This is a genomic window from Candidatus Pseudomonas phytovorans (assembly GCA_029202525.1).
In the GTDB taxonomy this organism is placed as follows: Bacteria; Pseudomonadota; Gammaproteobacteria; order Pseudomonadales; family Pseudomonadaceae; genus Aquipseudomonas; species Aquipseudomonas phytovorans.
The window spans coordinates 2358967-2382192 of record CP119325.1 but is presented as its reverse complement, the minus strand read 5'-3'; the positions used below and the strand labels follow the sequence as shown (position 1 = coordinate 2382192).

12 protein-coding genes are annotated in these 23226 nt (G+C 65.5%); 8 read left to right on the top strand and 4 right to left on the bottom strand.

From position 1 onward, the window contains the following. Nucleotides 1–104 precede the first annotated feature (104 nt). Genes dsbD through dsbG form a run of 3 tightly spaced genes read left to right on the top strand, consistent with a single transcriptional unit; the run spans nucleotide 105 to nucleotide 3416 of the window. Nucleotides 105–1820 carry a protein-disulfide reductase DsbD gene (gene dsbD / locus P0Y58_10625; GenBank protein ID WEK32618.1) on the top strand — a complete coding sequence of 572 codons (1716 nt, stop codon included), beginning with the start codon at nucleotides 105–107 and terminating at the stop codon, nucleotides 1818–1820. Further along, on the top strand, nucleotides 1820–2656 hold the full coding sequence (locus P0Y58_10620; protein ID WEK32617.1) for a TlpA disulfide reductase family protein: 837 nt from the start codon (nucleotides 1820–1822) through the stop codon (nucleotides 2654–2656). Before dsbD ends, P0Y58_10620 begins: the two co-directional genes overlap by 1 nt. A gap of 1 nt (nucleotide 2657) precedes the next feature. Next, nucleotides 2658–3416: a thiol:disulfide interchange protein DsbG gene (gene dsbG, locus P0Y58_10615; protein WEK32616.1), complete on the top strand. Its 759-nt coding sequence runs from the start codon at nucleotides 2658–2660 to the stop codon at nucleotides 3414–3416. A 76-nt stretch (nucleotides 3417–3492) separates the two neighbouring features. Here the strand turns inward: dsbG and P0Y58_10610 are convergent, their stop codons facing one another. After that, nucleotides 3493–16446: a non-ribosomal peptide synthetase gene (locus tag P0Y58_10610; GenBank protein ID WEK32615.1), complete on the bottom strand. Its 12954-nt coding sequence runs from the start codon at nucleotides 16444–16446 to the stop codon at nucleotides 3493–3495. Nucleotides 16447–16750: 304 nt separating this feature from the next. On the opposite strand from P0Y58_10610, the gene P0Y58_10605 reads away from it, so the two are divergent. Further along, nucleotides 16751–17281: an RNA polymerase factor sigma-70 gene (locus P0Y58_10605; GenBank protein WEK32614.1), complete on the top strand. Its 531-nt coding sequence runs from the start codon at nucleotides 16751–16753 to the stop codon at nucleotides 17279–17281. 45 nt (nucleotides 17282–17326) lie between these two features. Here P0Y58_10605 and P0Y58_10600 read toward each other — a convergent pair whose 3' ends face one another. Beyond that, nucleotides 17327–18340: a GNAT family N-acetyltransferase gene (locus P0Y58_10600; protein WEK32613.1), complete on the bottom strand. Its 1014-nt coding sequence runs from the start codon at nucleotides 18338–18340 to the stop codon at nucleotides 17327–17329. Nucleotides 18341–18403: 63 nt separating this feature from the next. Continuing rightward, on the bottom strand, nucleotides 18404–19204 hold the full coding sequence (locus P0Y58_10595; protein ID WEK32612.1) for a transporter substrate-binding domain-containing protein: 801 nt from the start codon (nucleotides 19202–19204) through the stop codon (nucleotides 18404–18406). A gap of 171 nt (nucleotides 19205–19375) precedes the next feature. Between P0Y58_10595 and P0Y58_10590 the strand changes: the two genes are divergently transcribed. Together P0Y58_10590 and P0Y58_10585 are read left to right on the top strand one after the other, a co-directional pair. Next, nucleotides 19376–19927 (top strand): exonuclease domain-containing protein, encoded by a 552-nt coding sequence (locus P0Y58_10590; GenBank protein ID WEK32611.1) that lies wholly within the window; start codon nucleotides 19376–19378, stop codon nucleotides 19925–19927. A gap of 75 nt (nucleotides 19928–20002) precedes the next feature. Next, on the top strand, nucleotides 20003–20287 hold the full coding sequence (locus P0Y58_10585; GenBank protein WEK32610.1) for a pyrimidine/purine nucleoside phosphorylase: 285 nt from the start codon (nucleotides 20003–20005) through the stop codon (nucleotides 20285–20287). Nucleotides 20288–20431: 144 nt separating this feature from the next. Here the strand turns inward: P0Y58_10585 and P0Y58_10580 are convergent, their stop codons facing one another. Beyond that, nucleotides 20432–21124, bottom strand: a complete 693-nt coding sequence (locus tag P0Y58_10580) for an alpha/beta hydrolase (GenBank protein ID WEK32609.1) — start codon at nucleotides 21122–21124, stop codon at nucleotides 20432–20434. 50 nt (nucleotides 21125–21174) lie between these two features. Here P0Y58_10580 and ccoN point away from each other — a divergent pair, with 50 nt between their 5' ends. Together ccoN and ccoO are read left to right on the top strand one after the other, a co-directional pair. Then, nucleotides 21175–22599, top strand: coding sequence for a cytochrome-c oxidase, cbb3-type subunit I (ccoN, locus tag P0Y58_10575; protein WEK32608.1), 1425 nt, complete (start codon nucleotides 21175–21177; stop codon nucleotides 22597–22599). A 13-nt stretch (nucleotides 22600–22612) separates the two neighbouring features. Continuing rightward, on the top strand, nucleotides 22613–23221 hold the full coding sequence (gene ccoO / locus P0Y58_10570) for a cytochrome-c oxidase, cbb3-type subunit II (protein ID WEK32607.1): 609 nt from the start codon (nucleotides 22613–22615) through the stop codon (nucleotides 23219–23221). Nucleotides 23222–23226: the final 5 nt, after the last annotated feature.

Below are 23226 nucleotides of genomic sequence, written 5' to 3'. Positions count from 1 at the left end.
TGTGCCATTGGGCTTATGCCGGTACATCCGCAGCCAAGCGTTAACCTTGGGTTAATCAACCCCAGCCAGCATGGCCCCATTCCCAGATCTGCCAAGGCGAAGACATGCGCATCCTCCTGCTCTTCCTGACGTTAATTCTGGCTGGCCCGTTACAGGCCAACCCGTTCGACGTCAAACCCGACTTCCTGCCAGTCGACCAGGCCTTCGTGCTCACCCACGACCGCCAGGCCGACGGCCAGATGCGCCTGTACTTCCAGATCAAGCCGGGCTACTACCTGTACCAGAAACGCCTGAAGTTCGACGGCCTGCCGGCCGACCAACACCCGCAATTGCCACCAGCCCTGAACCACCATGACGAGTTTTTCGGTGACAGCGCGGTGTACCGCGACCAGCTTGAACTGCTGCTGCCGGCCAACGCCCAGGGCCAGTTGCGCCTGGGCTGGCAGGGCTGTGCCGACGCCGGCCTGTGCTATCCGCCGCAAACCACCTCGATAGACCTGGGCGGCAGCGTGGCACCCGCCGCCGAGCAAGCCAGCGACCAGGCCCTGGCCAGCGGCCTGCAACAGGGCCACCTGGCCTGGAGCCTGCTGGCGTTCTTCGGCCTTGGCCTGTTGCTGGCCTTTACCCCCTGCTCGTTGCCAATGCTGCCGATCCTTGCCGGGCTGGTGCTGGGCAATGGCGCCAGCGCCCGGCGCGGCTGGCTGCTGGCCGGGGTGTATGTGTTGAGCATGGCCCTGGTGTATGCCGCCCTGGGCGTGGTCGCCGCGCTGCTCGGTGCCAGCCTGCAGGCCTGGCTGCAGCAACCCTGGCTGCTGGGCAGCCTGGCGGTACTGTTCGTGCTGCTGGCATTGCCGATGTTTGGCGCCTTCGAACTGCAACTGCCCGCTGCCCTGCGCGACCGCCTGGACCGCGCCGGGCAAGGCACCCGTGGCGGCAACCTGTATGGTGCGGCGCTGCTGGGCGCGTTGTCCGGCCTGCTGCTGGGCCCGTGCATGACCGCGCCATTGGCCGGTGCGCTGCTGTACATCGCCCAGAGCGGCGATGTGCTGCAGGGGGCACTGGTGCTGTTCAGCCTCGGCCTGGGCATGGGCGTGCCGCTGCTGTTACTGGTGACCTTGGGCAACCGTTACTTGCCGCGCCCAGGCGCCTGGATGGACCGGGTCAAGGGCGTGTTCGGCTTCGTGTTCCTGGCCATGGCGCTATACACCGTGCGCAGCCTGTTGCCCGCCACACTGCTGCTGGCACTGAGTGGCGCCTGGCTGATTGCCCTGGCCTGGGCCACCTGGCCGGCCCTGCAGCGCCTGCCAGCGTTGCGCGCCGTGCCGCTGCTGGGCGCCCTGTGGGGCAGCCTGCTGCTGGTAGGCGCCGCCGCCGGCGGCGATGACCTGTGGCAGCCGTTGCGCCCGTTCACCGGTGGTAGTGCCGCGCCAGTTGCTGGCCAGCATGCCGAGGACAGCTTCGTCACGGTCAGCCGGCCCGAAGACCTGCAACGTGAACTGGATGAAGCCAAGGCCCGTGGGCAGTGGGTGATGGTCGACTACTATGCCGACTGGTGCGTGTCGTGCAAGGTCATGGAAAAACAGGTGTTCGCCCGCAGCGACGTGCAGGCCGGCCTGGCTGGCGTGCACCTGCTACGCCTGGATGTGACCGCCGACAGCCCGGCCAGCAAAGCCTTGCTGCAACGCTATCAGGTACCCGGCCCGCCCAGCATCATCTGGATCGGCCCGGAAGGCGACGAACGCCGCGCGCGGCGCATTACCGGTGAAGTGGATGCCGCCACATTCCAGCAACACTGGGCCCAGACCAGGAGCCAAGGCTGATGCTGACCGTAACCCTCGGGCCGCTGACCATGGCCCTCAACCACCTGCTGATGCTCAGCGCCTTACTGATCGCCAGCGTGGTCGGCTGGTGGGTCGCCCGGCGTGGCGGCGAAAACCCGGAATCGGCCCTGTTCAACCTGTTCCTCATCGGCCTGCTGTGCGCCCGCGCAGGCTTCGTGCTGGCCTACTGGCCGATGTACCGCGATGAGCCGCTGCAAATGATCGACATCCGCGACGGCGGCTTCCTGCTCTGGTCGGGCCTTGTCGGTATCTTCCTCGGTGCCGTATGGCAGGGCTGGCGTCAACCGGGCCTGCGCCGCCCGCTGGGCTGGGCGCTGTTCAGCGGCGCGCTGTTCTGGGGCCTGGCCAGTTTTGCCGGCCACCTGTACAGCAAGGGCACCGAGCTGCCCGAACTGAGCCTGCGCAATGCTGGCGGCCAGCCGGTGGCGCTGCACAGCTACCGCGGCAAGCCATTGGTGATCAACATCTGGGCCACCTGGTGCCCACCCTGCCGGCGCGAGATGCCGGTGCTGCAGCAGGCGCAAAGCGACTACCCGCACGTGACCTTCCTGTTCGTCAACCAGGGCGAGACGCCGGAAAACGTCAGCACCTTCCTCGCCACCACCGGCCTGAGCCTGACCCACGTGCTGTTTGACGGCACCGGCCTGCTGGCCCAGCACGTCGGTTCCATGGCCCTGCCTACCACCCTGTTTTATGACGCCGACGGGCGGCTGATCGGCAGCCACCTGGGCGAGCTGTCCCGGGCCAGCCTGCGCCACGCCCTGGAGCCTTTCGACCAGGCCACCGCGCCTGCCCCTGCCGCACAAGGAAACTGACATGCGACTGACTGCACTGCTGCCCCTGTCCCTGGCCCTGCTGGCCGCCCCTGCCCTGCAGGCCGAAGAACTGCCCAAGGCGGTTCAGCAATTGCAGGCCAAGGGCGCCGTGATCAAAGGCAGCTTCGACGCCCCCAACGGCCTGCGCGGTTACGCCGCCGAGTACCAGAACAACGCCCTCGCCCTGTACCTCACCCCCGACGGCAAGCATGTACTGGTCGGCAGCCTGTTCGACGAACAAGGCAAGGACCTTAGCGCCGAGCCGCTGGAAAAGCTGGTGTATGCGCCGATGAGCAAAGCCCTTTGGGCGAAGCTGGAGAAAACCGCCTGGATCGCCGACGGCAAGGCCGATGCACCACGCAAGGTGTACCTGTTCAGCGACCCCAACTGCCCGTACTGCAACATGTTCTGGGAACAGGCGCGGCCGTGGGTAGAGTCGGGCAAGGTGCAGCTGCGCCATATCATGGTTGGCATCATCCGCGAGGACAGCCCGGGCAAATCAGCGGCGCTGCTGGCCGCGAAAGACCCGGCCCAGGCCCTGCATGAGCATGAAAAGGCGGGCAAGGCGAGTAGCTTGAAAGCGCTGGACAAGGTGCCGGACGCCGTGCAGCAGAAGCTGGCGGCGAACATGGCGTTGATGGAAGAAATGGGGTTGCAGGCAACCCCGGCGATTTTCTATCAGGATGAAAAAGGCAACCTGCAGAGCCAGCAAGGGGCACCGCGGCCGGAGATGCTGGGCAAGATTCTCGGCAAGCGCTGAGATATTGGCTGCCTGAACGGGCCCTTTCGCGGGTGAACCCGCGAAAGGGCCCGTTCAGGCACCCCATCAACTCAGGTCACAACCCCTCCAGCTCGGCCATCAGGTCACTGAGCCGGTCAACCTTGTCGTCATCCAGCGCACTCCCCTGCAGCCCCTGCACATACTCGGCCAGCTCCTCCACCGTACTGCACTCGAACATCGCCCGCAGCGGCACGTTCAGTTGCAGCTGCTTCTGCACCCGCGAGGCGATCTGCGTGGCCAGCAACGAATGCCCGCCCAGCTCGAAGAAGTTGTCGTGCACCCCCACTCGCTCGGCCTTCAGCACATCGGCCCAGATACCCGCCAGCACACCCTCCAGCTCATTGCGCGGCGCCTGATAGGCCTGGCTGTGCTGGCCGCCGATGTCGATGGCCGGCAGCGCCTTGCGGTCGAGCTTGCCGTTGGCGTTGTGCGGCAGGCTGTCGAACCAGCCCCAGTGCAGCGGCACCATGTACTCCGGCAATTCGGCCCGCAAGCGTTGCTTGATCTGCTCCAGCAGGGCGGCATCGGCGGCAATACCCTGATGTGCCACCAGGTAACCGACCAGATGTTTGCCGTTGACGCCTTCCTGCACCCCCACCGCAGCGTCGCGAATCTCGGCCTGCTCGTGCAGGCGGGCTTCGATCTCGCCAAGCTCGATGCGGTAGCCGCGAATCTTCACCTGGTGGTCGATCCGCCCGACGTATTCCAGCACACCTTCAGGGCGCTGCCGCGCCAGGTCGCCGGTGCGGTACAGGCGCTCGCCCGGTGCACCGTAAGGATGAGGAATGAACGCCAGCGCCGTGCGCACCGGGTCGCCGACATAACCTCGGCCCACGCCGGTGCCGGCCACGCACAGCTCACCCACCGCGCCCAGCGGCACCAGCATCTGGTCTTCGCCAAACAGGTACAGGCGGTTGTTGTCGGTCGGTGTGCCGATCGGCAGGTAACTGCCACGGGTCGACTCGGCATCGACGCGGAAGAACGCCACGTCATCCGAACACTCGGCCGGCCCATAGGCGTTGACCAGGCCAACCTGCGGGTAGCGCTGCAGCCACTGCGCCGCCAGCTCCGGCGGCATGGCTTCGCCTGTCGGCAGCATCCAGCGCAGGCCGTCGAGCGCCTGGTGGTCGTTGGCCAGCATGCCCTGGATCAGCGACGGCACGCTTTCCAGTACGGTGATGCCGGTGGCTTGCACATGCGCCAGCAGGCCCTGCGGATCATGGGCGATGGCATTCGGCACAATTTCCACCTTGGCACCGAACAGCGGTGCAGCAAGGAACTGCCACACCGAAATATCGAAGCTTTGCGAGGCGGTCTGGGCGATCACGTCGTGCTCGCTCAGGGCCAGGTACGGCACCTTGCTCAGTTGGTTGTTGAGCATGCCACGCTGTTCCACCATCACCCCTTTAGGCAAGCCGGTGGAGCCCGAGGTGTAGATCACATAGGCCAGGTTGTCCGGCCCGCTGTGAATACCAGGGTTGTGGCTGGCAACCGGGCTGGCCTGGGTATCTTCCCACACCAGCAACTGCGGCCGTGCCGCCTGGTCCAGGTCGGCCAGCAACTGCCGGCCTTGCTCGGCACAGGCCGCGCTGCACACCAGCACCGGGGTACGGCTGAGCTGGATGATGCTTTGCAGGCGCGCAGCCGGCAGCCCCGGGTCCAGCGGCAGGTAGCCGGCGCCGGCCTTGAAGCTGCCGACAATCATGCCCAGCAGCGGCAACCCGCGCTCGGCCAACAGCGCCACCGGCTGGTCCACCTGCACACCGGCCGAAATCAAGGCGTGGCCAAGGCGATTGGCCGCAAGGTTCAGCCCGGCGTAGTCGTAGGAGGCGTCAAGGCAGCGGGCCACGGTACGTTCGGGGTGCGCAGCCACCTCGGCTTCGAACTGCGCGATGTAGCTCTGTTCCAGCGGATAAGTGCGCTCGGTGCGGTTGCAGTCTTCCAGCAGGAAACGCTGCTCTTGCATCCCCAGCAGCGGCAGCGCACTGACCTCACCGTCGAAGCCCTGCACCAGCGCCAGCAGCAGGCGCTTGAACTCGGCCAGCAGGCGCTCGACAGTCGGGAAGTCGAAGTAGCGTTGGTCGAACGACAGGTGCAGGCCCAGGTCATCACCCGGGTAGCACACCGCCGTCAACGGGAAGTTGGTGTGGGTACGGCCCGAGTCGGAGCTGGCCTTCAGGTGCTGGGCATGGTCGAGCACGGCGGTTTCCACCGGCGCGTTCTCGAACACGAACAGGCTGTCGAACAGCGGCTGGCCTTTGGGCAGGTCGCTGCACTCCTGAATGGCCACCAGCGGCAGGTATTCGTACTCGCGCAGTTCCATGTTGCTTTGCAACAGGCCCTGCAACCACTGGCGCACGCTGCAACGCTGAGCGGATACGGGCAACTGCACGCGCAGGGCAACGCTGTTGATGAACAGCCCGACGGTGCGCTGCATCTGCGGCATGCTCACAGGGCGCCCGGCCACGGTTACGCCAAAGGCCACGTCGCGGTCGCCGCTGCAGCGCGCCAGCACCAGGGCCCAGGCCGCCTGCGCGAAGGTGTTGACGGTCAACTGATGGGCCTGGGCCAGTTCGCGCAGGCGCACGCCGTCGCTCACATCCAGTCGGGTGTAGCAGTCGCCGACCACCATGCCGCTGCCGGCGTGGTCATGGCGCAATGGGCGGTCGCTGGGAATCGCCGTGGCACGCTCGAAACCGGCCAGGTTGGCCTGCCACCAGGCACGCGCGTCGTCCAGGCCCTGGCGTTGCAGCCAGCCGATGTAGTCGCGATAGCGCGGTGGCACCGGCAACTGCGCCTGGCGGGCTTCGCCTAGCGCCTGGTAGACCTCGAAGAAGTCGTTCATCAGCAGCGAGCGGCACCAGGCATCGATCAGGATGTGGTGGTTGCTCATCATGAACCAGTAGCGCTCGTCGGCCACGCGCACCAGTCGCAGGTGGAACGGCGCTTCGCTGAGCAGGGCAAAACCGGCCTCGCGCTCCTGCTTGTGCAGGGTTTGCAGGCGCTGCTCCTGGGCATCGTCAGCAAGGCCGCGCCAGTCCTGGTAGTCCACCGCCAGGTTGCCCGGTTTGTGGATGATCTGCAGCATCGCCTCGCCGCTGTTCCAGCTGAACGATGCGCGCAACGCTTCGTGACGCGCCACCACGGCCTGCCAGGCCTGGGCGAAACGTTCAGGGTCAAGTGCGCTGTTGATGCGGTAGCGGTCCTGCATGTAGTACAGGCCGGTGCCCGGTTCCAGCAGGGTGTGCAGCAGCATGCCTTCCTGCATTGGCGTCAGCGGGTAAACGTCCTCGATCTGCGCAGCCGGTACCGGCAATGCGTCGATCTGCTCCTGGCTCAGGTGCGCCAGCGGGAAGTCCGACGGGGTGAAGCTGCCGTTGCCATCGGCCAGGCAATGCGCGATCAGTGCCAGCAACTCCTGCCTATAGGTCTCGGCCAGGCGGGCAATGGTCTGTTCGTCATAGCGCTCGGCGCTGAAGGTCCAGCGCAGTTGCAGCGCACCGCCATACACCTGGCCATCGACGCTCAGCCAGTTGGGCAGCGGCGCGTCCAGGTCGTGAGCCAGGCCAGCCGGAGCATCCAGCGGCTGGAACAACGCCGCATTGTCGAACTGCTGGTCGAACTGGCCAAGGTAGTTGAAGGTGATGCGGGCCTGCGGCAACGCCGCCATCTGCTCGCGCCCGGCCTCGTCCGCCAGGTAGCGCAGCACGCCGTAGCCCAGCCCTTTGTGTGGCACCTGGCGCAGTTGTTCCTTGATGCGCTTGATCGAACCGGCCCGCGCCGCGTCGTCGTCGCCTGGCAGCGGGCGCAGGCTCAGCGGGTAGGCGTTGGTGAACCAGCCGACGCTGCGGGTCAGGTCCATGTCTTCGAACAGCCCGTCACGGCCGTGGCCTTCAAGCTGCACCAGCACTTCTTCATCACCGCTCCAGCGACTCAAGGCACGCGCCAGCGCGGTCAGCAGCAGGTCGTTGACCTGGGTGTGGTAGGCCGCCGGGGCCTGTTGCAGCAATTGCCGCGTCTGCTCCACGTCCAGGCCAATGGCCAGGGTTTGAGCGTGGCGGTGCAGGTTGCCACCTTGCGGGTGATCGCACGGCAGTTCGCGGCGCACGCTGCCCAGCTGGCCTTGCCACCAGCTCAGTTCGTCGCGCAGCGAATCGCTGCCCGCGTAGCTGGCCAGGCGCGAGGCCCAGTCGCCCATGGCATGGGTTTTGGCCGGCAGCGGCTGGCCTCGGTAAAGCGCCTGCAGGTCTTCCAGCAGTACCCGCCAGGACACGCCATCAACCACCAGGTGATGGATCGCCAGCAACAGGCGTTGGCTACCCTGCCCGTCACGCACCAGCAGCGCGCGCAGCAGCGGGCCTTGCTGCAGGTCGAAGCTGCGCTGCAGGTCGGTGTACATCGCCTGGCAATCGGCAAAGTCAGCGACGGTGGCCGTCCACAGCAATTGCCTGGCGTCCGGCTGGGCGTATTCGGCCTGCCAGCGGCCACGGGCTTCGCTGAAACGCAGGCGCAGGCTGTCGTGGTGCTGCACCAGCGCAGCCAAGGCTTGCTCAAGTACGGCCTCATCCAGCGGTTGACGCGCCTCCAGCAACACCGCCTGGTTCCAGTGCTGTGGCTGCGGCACTTCGCTGTCGAAGAACCAGTGCTGGATCGGCGTCAGGCCGGTTTGACCCTGGCGCTGGCCCTGATCGATGGTGCTTGCGGCTTCGCTGAGCTGAACCACACCCGCCAGGGTCTGGATGGTCTGGTGCTGGAACAGGTCGCGCGGGGTGAATTGCAAGCCGGCCTGGCGGGCCCGGCTGACTACCTGAATCGACAGGATCGAGTCGCCGCCCAGTTCAAAGAAGTTGTCCTGTACGCCAACCCGGGCAACGTTGAGCACATCGCGCCAGATTTGCGCCAGCTGCGCTTCCACTTCGTTGCCGGGGGCTTGGTACTGCTGGCGCGCCTGCTCAAGGTCCGGCAGCGGCAGCGCACGGCGGTCGAGCTTGCCGTTACCCATCAGCGGCAGGCTGTGGAGCAGCACCAGGTGTGCGGGCACCATGTAGTCCGGCAGGTGCTGGCGGGCATCGGCCTTCACCGCTTCACGCAGCAGGTTTTGCGCCTCGTTGTCGGCAGCGGCCTGTTTGCACACCAGATAGCCCACCAACTGCTTGCCACCTGGCAAGTCGAGGGCCAGCACCACGGCCTCGTCGACATCGACATGCGCCTGCAAGCGGCTCTCGATCTCACCCAGTTCAATGCGGAAACCGCGGATCTTCACCTGCTGATCGGCACGGCCGACGTATTCGACAAGGCCGTCGATGCCCAGGCGTACCAGGTCGCCAGTGCGGTACAGGCGCCCGCCTTCGGCGCTGAACGGGTCAGCAACGAAGCGCTCGGCGCTGAGGCCCGGACGGTCGTGATAACCCTGGGCCAGGCCAGCACCGCCGACATACAGCTCGCCAATGCCGCCCTGTGGCAGCAAGGCCAGATCTTCATCGAGGATGTAGGCAGTACGGCTACCAATGACGCGGCCGATTGGCACGCTGCCCAGCTCTGCCGGCAGCGTTTCTGGCGCCAGGCAGGCCAGCGGCATGACCACGGTTTCGGTCGGGCCGTAGGCATTGAAGAACTGCTGCGGCGCAAAGGCCTGGCGAATACGCTGCAGGTGCTCACCGGTCAGCGCTTCGCCACCGGTGATCACCAGGCGCACGGGCATTTGTTCGCCCTGCCCGCCCAGGTATTGCGCCAACTGGCTGCCGTAGCTGGGGGTGAAGCCCAAAATGCTTACCTGCTGCTCGCGCACCAGCTGGCAGATCTCCTCGGCGCCCCATTGCCCCTGGGCGCGCAGCACCACGCGGGCACCGCACAGCAGCGGCACCCACAGGCGCTCGCTGGCGGCGTCGAAGTTGATCGAATAGAAATGCAGCTCGCAATCATCGCTGCGCATGCCGAACGCGTCGATCACCGCCTGGCAGTGCATGGCGAACTCGCCATGGCTGACTACCACGCCCTTGGGCTTGCCAGTGGAGCCGGAGGTGTAGATCAGGTAGGCCTGGTGCTGCGGCAGGCTGAAGTTGTCCAGCGGCGCATCGCTGTAGGCCGACAGGCTGGCGGCATCGTCTTCCAGGCTCCAGCGGGCCACGCCCTCAGGCAGGTCGCCCAGGGTTTGCAGCAACTCGCGCTGGCTGAGCAGCAAGCCGATGCGGCTGTCTTCGATCATGTAGCGCAGGCGGTCGAGCGGGTACTCGGGGTCGAGCGGCACATAGGCGCCGCCGGCCTTGAGAATGGCCAGCAGGCCAACGACCATTTCCAGCGAGCGCTCCAGCGCCAGGCCCACGCGCACCTGCGGGCCGACGCCACGCTCGCGCAGGGCGCGGGCCAGGCGATTCGCCTGCTGGTCCAGTTCGGCGTAGGTCATGTGCTGGCCGGCGAAGGTCACCGCGCCGGCGTGTGGCGTGCGCGCCGCCTGGGCGGCGAACAGGCCGTGCAGGGTCTGGTCGAGCGCGAATGCGTGCTCGCCCTGCAACTGGCCCACCAGCACCTGCTGCTCGGCGCCGCTCAGCATCGGCAGGTCGCACAGGCGCTGTTGCGGGTTGTCGAGCAAGCCGACCAGCAGGTGCTGCCAGTGCTCGGCCATGCGCGCAATGCGGGGTTCATCGAACAGGTCGCGGCTGTAGGTCAGGCAGCAACCCAGGCGGCCGTCGAGGTCGGTGACCTCCAGGTAAAGGTCGAACTTGGTTGCACTGGCGTCGTTGACCAGGTAATCCACCTGCATGCCGGCCAGTGTGCGGCTTTGCTGGAAGGCCCAGCGTTGCACGTTGCACATCACCTGGAACAGCGGGTTATAGGCGCTGCTGCGCGGTGGTTGCAGGGCCTCTACCAGCTGGTCGAATGGCAGGTCCTGATGCGACTGGCCTTCGATGGCGGCCTGGCGCATCTGCTCCAGCAGCGCACTGGCGGTCATCTGGCCGTCCAGCTCGCAACGTAGCACCTGGGTATTGAGGAAGGCGCCGATCAGGCCTTCACTTTCCGGACGGATGCGGTTGGCCACTGGCGCGCCGATGCGCACGTCACGCTGGCCGCTGTAGCGGTGCAGCAGCGCGGCCAGGGTGGCGGTCATGGTCATGAACAAGGTCAGGCCGCGCTGGCTGTTGAAGGCGTGCACGCGGGCGACCAGCGCCGGGTCGAGCTCGAAGCGGTACAACTCGCCACGGTGGCTCTGTACTGCCGGGCGCGGGCGGTCGGCAGGCAACGCCAGCACCGGGTGCTCGTCGCCCAGGCGGTCCTTCCAGTAGGCCAGTTGGCGGGCGCCCTCGCCGCTTTCCAGCCACTGCCGTTGCCACACGCTGTAGTCCAGGTACTGCACCGGCAGCGGCGCCAGCGGCGATTCGCGATCATCGACGAAGGCCTCGTACAGCTCGCCAAGCTCGCGGGCGAAGATGTCCATGGCCCAGCCTTCGGTGACGATGTGGTGCAGGGTCAGCACGAAGAAGTGTTCACGCTCCTCGGCCTTGACCAGGCAGGCACGCAACAACGGGCCACGCTCCAGGTCGAACGGCCGGTGCGCCTGGTCGTCGGCCAGTTGTTGCAGGCGTTGCTGACGGGTATCGGCGGGCAAGGCGCTGAAGTCTTGCCAGTCGAGGTGCAGGCCGCTGTCTTCGGCCACGCACTGGTACGGCACGCCGTCGATGCTGGGGAAAGTGGTGCGCAGGGTTTCGTGGCGCACGATCAACGCCTGCAATGCCCGCTCGAAGGCCTCCACATGCAGGGTGCCGCGCAGGCGCGCCATGCCGCCCACATTGTACGCCGGGCTGTCCGGCTCCATTTGCCAGAGGAACCACATGCGCTGCTGCGAATACGACAGCGGCACCGCCTGGCGGCGGTCGACGCGGGCGATTGCGCCTTGCAGGTTGTGCTCGCCGGCCGCGCGGATGCGTGCGATCTCGGCACAGAAGGCGCCCAGTTCGCTGGCTTCGAACAGGGCCTTGAGCGGCAGCTCGACATCGCAGGCCTGGCGGCTGCGCGAGACGATCTGTGTAGCTAACAGCGAGTGCCCGCCCAGGGCGAAGAAGTCGTCTTGCAGGCCGACGCGCGGCAGGTTCAGCACCTCGCGCCAGATGGCGGCAACCTGTTGCTGCAACTCGGATTGTGGCTCGACATGTTCGCGTTGCTGCCACACCGGGGCCGGCAGCGCCTTGCGGTCAACCTTGCCGCTGGGGCCCAGTGGCAGCTGTGCCAACGGGATGAGCTGCGCCGGCACCATGTACGCGGGCAGTTGCTCAGCCAGCACAGCGAGGATGTCGGCTGGCTGCGCACTGCCACTGTAGTAAGCCACCAGTTGCGCGCCGACGGCGTCCTTGTGGATCAGCACCAGCGCCTGTTCCACTCCCGTTTGTGCCAGCAGGCAGGCCTGCACTTCCTCCGGCTCGACGCGGAAACCACGCACCTTTACCTGCTGGTCGAGGCGACCGAGGTATTCCAGGGCCTCCAGTTGCACCTGCCAGCGGGCGCGGTCGCCGCTGCGGTACAGGCGCTCGCCATCGCCGTCGGCCTGTGGCACGAAGCGTTCGGCAGTGAGGCCCGGGCGGCCCAGGTAGCCACGGGCCAGGCCCACGCCACCAAGGTACAACTCGCCCGGCACGCCGGGGGCGGTCAATTCCAGCTCATCGTCCAGCACGCGGCACAGCACATTGCCCAGCGGGCGGCCGATGGGCGAGCGCTCGCCGTCCGCCACCTGGCAGTGCCAGTGGGTGACGTTGATGGCGGTTTCAGTCGGGCCGTAGCGGTTGTGCAACTGCACCTGCGGCAGCACTTGCAGCACACGGTCGCGCAACGCGGCGGGCAATGCTTCGCCACCGGAGAACACTCGGCGCAGGCTGCTGCAGGCAGCCGCCTGCGGTTCCTGGACGAACACCTGCAACAGCGGCGGCACGAAGTGCAGCGTGGTCACGCCATGGGTCTGTACCAGTGCGGCAATGCGCTGCGGGTCACGGTGCTCGCCGGGGCCGGCAAGTACCAGCTTGCACCCGGTTACCAGCGGCCAGAAGCATTCCCACACCGACACGTCGAAGCTGATCGGCGCCTTCTGCATCAGCACGTCGCTGTCATTCAGCGCATAGGTCGCCTGCATCCATTGCAGGCGCTCGGCCAGTGCCGCATGGGTATTACCCACACCCTTGGGCTGGCCGGTGGAGCCGGAGGTGTAGATCACGTAGGCCAGGTTGTCGCCGTGCAGGTGCAGGCCGGGGGCATGGCTGGGCCAGCTGTCCAGGTGCAACTGGTCGAGGGCGATGGCGCTGACGCTGTCAACCTGGGGCAGCTTGCCCAGCAGGCTGCTGTGGCTCAGCAACAAGCCGGCGTTGCAGTCGGCTAGCATGTAAGCCAGGCGGTCGGCCGGGTAGTCGACGTCCAGTGGCACGTAGGCGCCGCCGGCTTTGAGGATGGCCAGCAGGCCAACCAGCAACTGCGGCGAACGCTCGATGGCAATTGCTACGCAGGTGTCGGGGCCGACGCCTTTGTCGCGCAGATAATGTGCCAGGCGGTTGGCCTGCTGGTGCAGTTCGGCGTAGTCGAGGCTGCCGCCGTCCCAGGCCAGGGCGGTGCGCTGCGGGGTCAGGCGGGCTTGTTCGTTAAGCTGTTCGACCAGCAGGCATTGCGGCACGGCAGTCGGTGCGCGGCCCCAGCCCAGCAGCTGCGCGCGGCCAGGTTCATCCAGCAATTGCACCTCGCCCAGCGCCCGCTGCGGCGCGGCGCATACTTGTTCCAGCAGCGCCAGCAGGTGATGGCCCAGACGTTTGACGGTGCTGGCTTCGAACAGCTCCGCGGCGTAGTCGAAGGCCAGGCTCAGGCGGCCCTGATGGTCTTCTTCACTGTGCAACTGCAGGTCGAACTTGGCTTCGCGGCTGTGCCACGGTAGCTCCTCGGCCAACAGCCCCGGAAGGCGGCGCAGGGCCGACAGGTCGCGTTGCTGGTGGTTGAACATGACCTGGAACAGGCCTTGTTCACGGGCATCGGGCAGGGCTTCGACCAACTGTTCGAACGGCAGATCCTGGTTGGCCTGCGCCTCCAGAGTGGCCTGGCGCACCTGGGCCAGCAACTGCGTGAATGACAGGCGGCCATCGAGCTGCGCGCGCAGTACCTGGGTATTGATGAAGAAGCCGACCATGCCTTGGGTCTCCAGGCGTGGGCGGTTGGCGTTGGGCACACCGACACGGATGTCCGCCTGGCCGCTGTAGCGCTGCAACAGAGCCTGCCAGCCGGCCAGCAGGACCATGAACAGGCTGGCCTGGTGTTCGCGGGCCAGGCCCTTGAGCGCTTCGGCAAGCTTGGCTGGCACCTTGAGGTTGAAACGCGCAGCACTGTGCTGGCGCTGGCTGGCGCGGGGATGGTCGGTGCACAGGTCGAGCACCGGCAAGTCATCGCCCAGCTGTGCCTTCCAGTGCTGCAATTGGCGTTCGGCCTCACCGTCGGCCAGCCATTGGCGCTGCCAGGTGCCATAGTCGGCGTAACCCAGAGTCAGCGGCGCCAGGTTGGCCTCCAGGCCCTGGCAGTGGGCGGCATACAGCTTGCCGAACTCGTCGAGCAGAATATTCAGCGACCAACCGTCGGCAACGATGTGGTGCAGGGTCACCCAGAGCTGATGGTCTTCGTCATCCAGGCGTGCCAGGGTCACGCGCAGCAACGGGCCCTGAGTGAGGTCGAACGGCTGACGGGCTTCGGCTTCAAGCTGGGCGGTGACCTGCTCGGGAGTTTGGCCCTCGAGGTCCAAACGGTGCAGATTGAACGGCTGTTGCGGCAAGATGCGTTGCAGGGCCTGGCCGTTTTCTTCGCTGAATACGGTGCGCAGGGATTCGTGGCGCGCCACCAGGCTCTGGAAGGCAGCTTCCAGCGCGCTTTCGTCCAGCTCACCGCGCAGCTGCAGGCCGGCCGGGATGTTGTAAGCCGCCGATTGTGGTTGCAACTGCCACATCAGCCACAAGCGGTTTTGCGCCAGCGACTGAGGCAAGGCCTGGGCGCGTTCCAGCGTTGCGATGGTGCCGGTGCCCGCAGCGCCTTCGGCGATGAGCGATGCCACGGCGTTACTGTAATCGGCCAGTACCGGCGCATCGAACAGGGTGCGCAGGCTCAGGTTGATGCCCAACTCATCGGCCAGGCGCGCAGTGGCCTGGGTGGCGGCGATGGAGTTGCCGCCCAGCAGCAGGAAGTGGTCGTCTGCCGCAACCGCCTCTACGTTGAGGGTGTCGCGCCATACAGCGGCGATACGCGCCTGCAGTTCATCGCCTGCTGCTTCAGCGGCGATCACCTCGTTCAGGTCAGGGAAGCGGGCGTAGCAGTCCAGGCTGCCATCGTCCATGCGCAGGCGGCAGGCCGAGCGCTGCAGCTTGCCGCTGGAGGTCTTCGGCAGCGCTCCCGGATTCAGCAGCAGGACCACGGCCGGGGCCTGGCGGCAGGCGTCGGCGATCACCTGGCGCAGGGTCTTGATCAGGTCCTGGGGTTTGATTGCCTTTTGCACGTTGCGGCTGATCTCCACCGCCACGCCGATGCCCTCCTCGCCCAGATGCTCGACGGCGAACACCGCCACCCGGCCTTTGCGCAGCACTTCGACTTCGCGTTCGAGGGTTTTTTCCAGGTCTTGCGGGTACAGGTTCTGGCCGCGCACGATCAGCATGTCTTTCAGGCGGCCGGTGACGAACACCTCGCCCTCGCGCATGAAGCCCAGGTCGCCGGTACGCAGCCAGGTCTGGCCGTCCATTTCAACGAAGGTGCGGGCGCTGGCTTCGGGGTTGCGCCAGTAACCCAAAGCGATGCTCGGGCCACCCGCCCAGATTTCGCCGACCTGGTTGTCACCCAGCACCTGCAGTTGCTGCGGTTCGACGACACGCACCGCGTGGCCGGGCTGCGGGTAGCCGCAGCTCATCAGCACGCTGCCTTGGCCCGGCTCGGCGCGGTTGGCGGCGAAGGCTTCGGCGTCCAGTTCCAGCGCCGGGATGCCTTGGCCACGGCGGCTGCCGCTGACGAACAGGGTGGCTTCGGCCAGGCCGTAGCTGGCGAAAAAGCTCTGCGGGTCAAAACCGCAGACCCGGAACTTGTCGGCAAAGGTCGCCAGGCTGTCCTGGCGGATCGGCTCGGAGCCGGAATAGGCCACGCGCCAGCGGCTCAGGTCGAGCCCGGCCAATGAGGCCTCGCTGACCCGCTCGCTGCACAAGCGGTAGGCAAAGTCGGGGCCGCCGCTGATGGTGCCGCCATACTCGCTGATGGCCTGCAGCCAGCGCTGCGGCCGGGCCAGGAAGTAACCCGGCGACATCAGCACGCACGGCACGCCGCTGAAGATCGGCTGCAGCAGGCCGCCAATCAGGCCCATGTCGTGGTACAGCGGCAACCAGCTGACAATCACGTCGTCAGGGTTGAGGTCGATGCCGAAGCCCGAGCGGATCAACTGCTCGTTGGCCACCAGGTTGCCGTGGCTGACCTGCACGCCCTTGGGCAGCGCGGTGGAACCCGAGGTGTACTGCAGGAACGCGATGTCATCACCTTTCAGCACAGGCTCGCGCCAGTCAGCGGCCAGCGCCGGGGCCAGGCTGTCGACCGCCAGAAGTTCAGGGCCGTTGTCCGCCGCCAGCGCCTCCAGGCCTTGCAGGCTGGCGTGCAACGCCGCGACGGTCAGCAGCAGGCGCGGCTCGGCATCGTCGATGATCGACAGCAAACGCTCCTGATGGTGCTGGCGGGCAGACTCTGGCGGGTAAGCCGGTACCGCAATCACCCCGGCGTACAGGCAACCGAAGAACGCCGCCACGTAGTCCGGACCACTGGGGAACAACAGCACCGCACGGTCGCCGAACCCGGCACGGGCCTGCAAGGCCGCGGCGATGGTGCGTGCACGCTGGTCGAGGTCCCGGTAACTAAGCACGGCCTGCTCGCCGGGCGCGTCGGCCAGAAAGCGCAAGGCGATCTTGTCCGGGGTCTGCTCGGCGCGTTGCGCCAATGCCTGGACCAGCGAGAGCGGGAGTTCGAAGGCGTGCGTCATGGGGTGTTCCTGCCAGTGTCTGTTGGGGCGTGCCGGCTGCTCCGCAAACAGGGCGGGCAGCGATTGGCGGCCGGGGATGTACACAGGGGAACGGATGGGCGAAGGCAGAAATTAGCGGGGATTGTGGGGTGCCACGTGGGCCGGGGAGTGAACGGTTTCACACCGTTGGCTTAGAACTGAAAGATACAGATACTAATTACGTTTCGTATTTGACAATCATTATCATTCTGAATAGCTTGTCGCACGTCGTAGGAAGCTTCCCACCTTGGGCGCTTCCTTTCCCCTCTGTGACAAGGTGATTTCCATGGCGGAACAACTATCCACAAGTAAGTGCGATTCACCATTACTCCAGGCCTTCGTCGACAACCGCAGCATCCTGGTCAAGATCGCTGCCCGCATTACCGGCTGCCGCTCCCGCGCCGAGGATGTGGTGCAAGACGCCTTCTTCCGGCTCAGCGCCGCCCCGCAGATCACATCGTCGTTCAAGGCGCAGCTCAGCTACCTGTTCCAGATCGTGCGCAACCTGGCGATCGACCACTACCGCAAGCAGGCGATGGAGCTGAAGTATTCGGGCACCGAAGAGGAAGGCCTGAACGTGGTCCTCCAGAATGCCTCGCCCGAAGCTACCCACATCAACCTTGCAGCGCTGGACGACATCGCCGAGGCGCTGAACGAACTGCCGCAGCGTACCCGCTATGCGTTCGAGATGTACCGCCTGCATGGCGTGCCACAGAAGGACATTGCCAAGGAGCTGGGGGTGTCGCCGACGCTGGTCAACTTCATGATCCGCGATGCCTTGGTGCATTGCCGCAAGACCGCCAATCGGCAGGCCTGAGTCATTATTTGAGATCCTTGGGGCCGCAGAGCGGCCCCGTGGGCCTCAGGCCAACTTGCAACGATCGAAGAACCGCTCCCGTCCCAGAATCATCAGCGCCGCCCGCTTGTGCGGGAAGTCGAACTCCTTGTCGCAATGGAAGCACTGGTCCTGCATGTAGCCAATCATCTTGCCGTTGTCGGCGCGCGGCTCGGCCACTACCCGTTGGGTACGCGGGTCATCCAGGAACAGGTAGTGCACCAGCGCTGACAGCCAGCTGGCCACCTTGTGCGGCCCTCGATGGCTCTCCTCCCCCACCAGCATGTGAATACCGCGGTCGTAGTCATCGGCCGGGTAAAACGGCGCAATGCGATCTTCCTTGGCCCAGTACGCCTCGAAGTAGGCAAACGGCTCATCATCAAAGCAGCCGATCAGCGTCAGGGTGTGCGGGTCGGCCTCGAGCTTGCCCAGGTACTCGCGGTGCTGCGCCAGCGTGCCGCCCTCCTGCCAGAACGCATCCACCCGCGGATTGTTCTGCCAGCGGTTGAAGCGCTCCAGGTCGTGGTCGATCTCCAGCGTGCGCAGCGACACCCAACTGCCCAGGCGCGCATCGAAGCGCCGGTACACCTCACCACGGGGCTTGGGCGGGCGGCGCGGGTGGCGTTTGCCGTTGCTGATCTGCATCTGCTGCGGATACACCGCAGCCAGCGCCTCACCCAGCCATGGCTGTGGCAACTGCCAGAACAACGCCCGCTCGCACAGGTACTGGCCGGGCTGTTCGGCCACCAACAGCAAGCCGCTGGCCAGGGCCTGAGGCTGGACCTCGGGCAAGTGCCAGACCAGGCGCTGGCAGGCCGTGTCGCGGGCCAGCAACCAGTAGCAGGCCGCCCACAAGGCTTGATAAGGCCGCTCGGGACACACACGTTCAAGATGAACGTGCAGGGTAGTACCCGCCTCCAGGCGCACCTGGATCAGGGGGCGGCCTTCGAGGGTGAGGCTCAGCCAGCTGTCACCCTCCTCGGCACTGAGGCTGCGCCAGCGTGGCGGGGACTGGGGCTGCGAAGCGGCATCGAACGGCATGGGCTGGACTCACGAAAATGAAGAAGAGGCTCACTGCTGAGAACGTTGCTGCGACGCATGAATTTAGTCCTGGGGGACCGACACTGTGATGCGGTAGGGCTCGAAGATCCGGCCCAGTTCACCGCTGTCACGCAGGTCACGCAGCAGGCCGGCGAACGACTGCTCGCCGATAGGCGCCCCCGGGCGCAGCAGGGCGTAGTGGTGATAGACCTGGTCGATGCGTTGTGAGGGCACCAACTGCGCCCTGCTGGCCGGGTTGCGCGCCAGGAAATCGCTGAGGTAGGAGCGCGTGACCAGGGCGATATCGGCGCGGCCGGCCTGGACCATCAGCAGGTTGCTGTCGTGCGAGTAGGTCAGGGTCGCGTTGTAGGTTGTGCGCAGGTAGTCCGGGTCGGAATTGAAGCGGGCGAACGCATAGTGATATCCGTTGAACAGAGCCAAACGTTTGCCGCGCAGATCGTCGAAGTATTGCGGAGCGCTGCCATTGGCCTGGCGGGCAACGAACACTTCGGCATCCTCCAGGCCCATGTCGACGGTCTGGTGGGCAATCTGCTCCCAGCCCCATTGCGGGTTCTCGAAAATCGCCATGTCGGTGCGCCCTTGCTGGAAGTCACCGAAACGCCGCTGGATGGAAGTGGGCACCAAAACAAAGTGATACCCCTGCTGCAAGCGGTTGAGCGCGTCGACCAATTGCGGCAGCAGGCCGGTGTCGGCCCCTTGTTCAGGGCGCACCGTGTAGGGCGGGAAATGCGCCGCACCAATCTTCACTTCGACGGCGTCGGCAGCCCATGCTGGCACCGCCAGCCAATACACGGCCAGCAACATCAGGGTGGACAAGGCCTTGAGGCCGGGTGCTGGAGTCAAGACGGACGCTCATCACGGTTCATGCCTGGGTTCGCCTAAGCTAGGCGTTTTCCGGATGCGGCACAACTGCTGGTGCCTGCTCTTTGCGCCAAAGCAAGAGGCAAAATGCCAGGGGGTGCCGTATGCGCGGAGTTTGGCTACGCTCTAGCAGGATCTGCAAGGGAGCCTGGTATGGGCCATTGGTTGGTGATCGACCTGGAAGCCACCACCGACGACGGTGGATGGCCGGTCACAGAGATGGAAGTCATTGAAATTGGCGCAAGCCTGGTCACCCGCGAAGGCCGCGAGATCGACCACTTTCAGCGTTTCGTGCGGCCACGGCGGCGGCCACAGCTGACCCCGTTCTGCCGCGAGCTGACCCACATCAGCCAGGCCGACGTGGACGGCGCTGCGCCGTTTCGCGAGGTGTGGGCAAGCTTCGAGCACTGGCTCGGGCAGCACCGTGAGCAGCTGCAGGCCTGGGTCAGCTGGGGCGACTATGACCGCCAGCAGCTGCATCAGGAGTGGCAGTTGCACGGGCTCGACAGCCTGCTGCGCACATTGGCGCACATCAACCTCAAGCAACGCTTTGCCAAGGCCCGCCACCTGCAGCGCCCCGCTGGACTGAACGGTGCCCTGCAACTGGCCGGCATGCACTTTTGCGGGCAGCAGCACCGGGCCCTGGAAGATGCGCGCAACACCGCGCGGCTGTTGCCGTTGAGCCTGCCCGCCGACAGCCCCTGAAAGCAGATGACGAGGCCTGTGGGCTTGGGCATACTGGCCAGCCCTTTTTCACCCCCCCTTTTTCAGGAGTCGCCCATGTTCCAGGTCAATGAGTACTTCAACGGCACCGTAAAGTCGATCGCATTTGCGGGCGAAGAAGGCCCGGCCACTGTCGGCGTCATGGCCCCGGGCGAATACGAGTTCGGCACGGCCAAGCGCGAGATCATGCACGTGGTATCGGGCGCGCTGACCGTGAAACTGCCGGGTAGCGACAACTGGGAAACTTTCAATGCAGGTGACAAGTTCAATGTTGCCGCCGACAGCAAGTTCCAGCTGAAAGTGGCAGTGGATACCGCCTACCTGTGCGAGTACCGCGACTAACTTTTGGCTATTGGCACGCTCATTGTAGGAGCGGCCTTGCGTCGCGAAAGGGCTGCGAAGCGGCCCCAAGGCCTCAGCTTCGCAGCCTGAATTGCCGGGGCCGCTATGCGGCCCTTTCGCGACACAAGGCCGCTCCTACAAAAATCAGCCAGCCAAGAAGTTTGCAACCCTTTCAGCCGCCGCCTGCATATGCTGCGCATGACTGAACCCCGAAGCCTTCAACGGTTTCAGATCATGGTCCCCCGCCACTAGCCAGCTCACCTCGATCGCTGGCGACAACGTATACCCCGCCACCGCCTCACGATTGCCCAGCGCATCGCGCTCGCCCTGCACGATCAGCGTCGGCGTCTTCAGTTCGGCCAGGTGCTCGACCCTTGGTTTCTCGGGCTTGCCCGCCGCGTAGAACGGATAACCCAGGCACACCAGCGAATCCGCACCCAACTCGTCGGCCAACAGGCTCGCCATGCGTCCGCCCATAGACTTGCCGCCCACGGCCAGCTTACCCGCGACCAAAGGTCGCACCTGCCGGTAGACCTCGCGCCAGCATTCCAGCAGCACCTTCTGCGGGTTCGGCGGCCGTTTGCCGCCGGTAACCCTGCGCTCGGCCATGTACGGGAACTCGAAGCGCACTACCGCGACCCCAAGCGCCGCAAGCCTTTGCGCCATTTCGTCCATGAACCCGCTGTCCATTGGCGCACCTGCGCCGTGGGCCAGGATCAGGCAGCCCTTGTAGTCGTCCTTGCCTTGAACCTGTGGAAGATCGCAGCGCAAGCCTGGGACATTTCCGACCTTCGCCCATTGATCCCCGTCAATACCGGCACTTTGCCCATTAATCATGCTTGCCTCGCTGTAAAGCCTGCCAAATAACCGTGGATGGGAACCCATACATGAACACAACCAGCAGTACCGCCTATAACTACAAGGTGGTCCGCCAATTCGCCATCATGACGGTGGTGTGGGGAATCGTCGGGATGGGGCTCGGCGTCTTCATCGCCGCCCAGCTCGCCTGGCCTTCCCTCAACTTCGACCTCCCCTGGACCAGCTTCGGCCGCCTGCGCCCCCTGCATACCAATGCGGTGATCTTCGCTTTCGGCGGCTGCGCGCTGTTCGCTACCTCCTATTATTCGGTGCAACGCACCTGCCAGACCACCCTGTTTGCTCCGCGCCTGGCCGCGTTCACCTTCTGGGGCTGGCAACTGGTGATCCTGCTGGCGGCCATCAGCCTGCCGCTGGGCTACACCAGCTCCAAGGAATATGCCGAACTGGAATGGCCGATCGACATCCTGATCACCATCGTCTGGGTGGGCTACGCCATCGTGTTCTTCGGCACGCTGATGAAGCGCAACACCAAGCACATCTACGTGGGTAACTGGTTCTTCGGTGCCTTCATCCTCACCGTGGCGCTGCTGCACATCGTCAACAACCTGGAACTGCCGGTCAGCCTGACCAAGTCGTACTCGGTGTACGCCGGCGCCACCGATGCCATGGTGCAGTGGTGGTACGGCCACAACGCGGTGGGCTTCTTCCTCACCGCCGGCTTCCTGGGGATGATGTACTACTACGTGCCCAAGCAAGCCGAGCGCCCGGTTTATTCCTATCGCCTGTCGATCGTGCACTTCTGGGCGCTGATCACCCTGTACATCTGGGCAGGCCCCCACCACCTGCACTACACCGCCCTGCCCGACTGGGCGCAGTCGCTGGGCATGGTGATGTCGCTGATCCTGCTGGCACCCAGCTGGGGCGGCATGATCAACGGCATGATGACCCTCTCGGGCGCCTGGCACAAACTGCGCAGCGACCCGATCCTGCGCTTTTTGGTGGTGTCGCTGGCGTTCTACGGCATGTCCACCTTCGAAGGCCCGATGATGGCCATCAAGACGGTCAACGCCCTGTCCCACTACACCGACTGGACCATCGGCCACGTGCATGCCGGCGCCCTTGGCTGGGTGGCGATGATCTCGATCGGCGCGCTGTACCACACCATTCCCAAAGTGTTCGGCAAAGAACGTATGTACAGCCTTGGCCTGATCAACGCGCACTTCTGGCTTGCCACCATCGGCACCGTTTTGTACATCGCCTCGATGTGGGTCAACGGCATCGCCCAGGGCCTGATGTGGCGGGCAGTGAACAGCGACGGCACGCTGACCTACTCGTTCGTGGAAACCCTGGTGGCCAGCCACCCCGGCTTCGTCGTGCGCTTCGTCGGGGGTGCGATCTTCCTCAGCGGCATGTTCCTGATGGCCTGGAACACCTGGCGCACCGTGCGTTCGCCGGCGCTCGATGTCGCCCCTGCGAACGCCCAGCTGGCTTGAGGAGAACCGCCTGATGAAACATGAAGTCATCGAGAAAAACGTTGGCCTGATGGCCCTGCTGATGGTGTTCGCCGTCAGTATCGGCGGCCTGACCCAAATCGTCCCGCTGTTCTTTCAGGACGTTACCAACAAGCCGGTGGAAGGCATGAAGCCCTACACCGCGCTGCAACTGGAAGGCCGCGATATCTACATACGCGAAGGCTGCGTGGGCTGCCACTCGCAAATGATCCGCCCGTTCCGCGCCGAAACCGAGCGCTACGGCCACTACTCGGTGGCCGGTGAAAGCGTGTGGGACCACCCGTTCCTGTGGGGCTCCAAGCGCACCGGGCCGGACCTGGCCCGGGTCGGTGGCCGCTACTCGGACGACTGGCACCGCGCGCACCTGTACAACCCGCGCAACGTAGTGCCGGAGTCGAAGATGCCGTCGTACCCGTGGCTGGTCGCCCAGCAGGTCGACAACAGCCACACCGACGTCAAGCTGCGCACCCTGCGCACCCTGGGCGTGCCATACACCGACGACGACATTGCCGGCGCCCGCGACGCGGTCAAGGGCAAGACCGAGATGGATGCGCTGGTCGCCTACCTGCAGGTGCTCGGCACCGCGATCAAGAACAAGAGGTGAGTGCG

What these genes read in the sequence shown, in the direction of transcription:
- dsbD (WEK32618.1), top strand. Translation starts at nt 105, where the DNA reads ATGCGCATCCTCCTGCTCTTCCTGACGTTAATTCTGGCTGGCCCGTTA.
- P0Y58_10620 (WEK32617.1), top strand. Translation starts at nt 1,820, where the DNA reads ATGCTGACCGTAACCCTCGGGCCGCTGACCATGGCCCTCAACCACCTG.
- dsbG (WEK32616.1), top strand. Translation starts at nt 2,658, where the DNA reads ATGCGACTGACTGCACTGCTGCCCCTGTCCCTGGCCCTGCTGGCCGCC.
- P0Y58_10610 (WEK32615.1), bottom strand. Translation starts at nt 16,446, where the DNA reads ATGACGCACGCCTTCGAACTCCCGCTCTCGCTGGTCCAGGCATTGGCG.
- P0Y58_10605 (WEK32614.1), top strand. Translation starts at nt 16,751, where the DNA reads ATGGCGGAACAACTATCCACAAGTAAGTGCGATTCACCATTACTCCAG.
- P0Y58_10600 (WEK32613.1), bottom strand. Translation starts at nt 18,340, where the DNA reads ATGCCGTTCGATGCCGCTTCGCAGCCCCAGTCCCCGCCACGCTGGCGC.
- P0Y58_10590 (WEK32611.1), top strand. Translation starts at nt 19,376, where the DNA reads ATGGGCCATTGGTTGGTGATCGACCTGGAAGCCACCACCGACGACGGT.
- P0Y58_10585 (WEK32610.1), top strand. Translation starts at nt 20,003, where the DNA reads ATGTTCCAGGTCAATGAGTACTTCAACGGCACCGTAAAGTCGATCGCA.
- P0Y58_10580 (WEK32609.1), bottom strand. Translation starts at nt 21,124, where the DNA reads ATGATTAATGGGCAAAGTGCCGGTATTGACGGGGATCAATGGGCGAAG.
- ccoN (WEK32608.1), top strand. Translation starts at nt 21,175, where the DNA reads ATGAACACAACCAGCAGTACCGCCTATAACTACAAGGTGGTCCGCCAA.
- ccoO (WEK32607.1), top strand. Translation starts at nt 22,613, where the DNA reads ATGAAACATGAAGTCATCGAGAAAAACGTTGGCCTGATGGCCCTGCTG.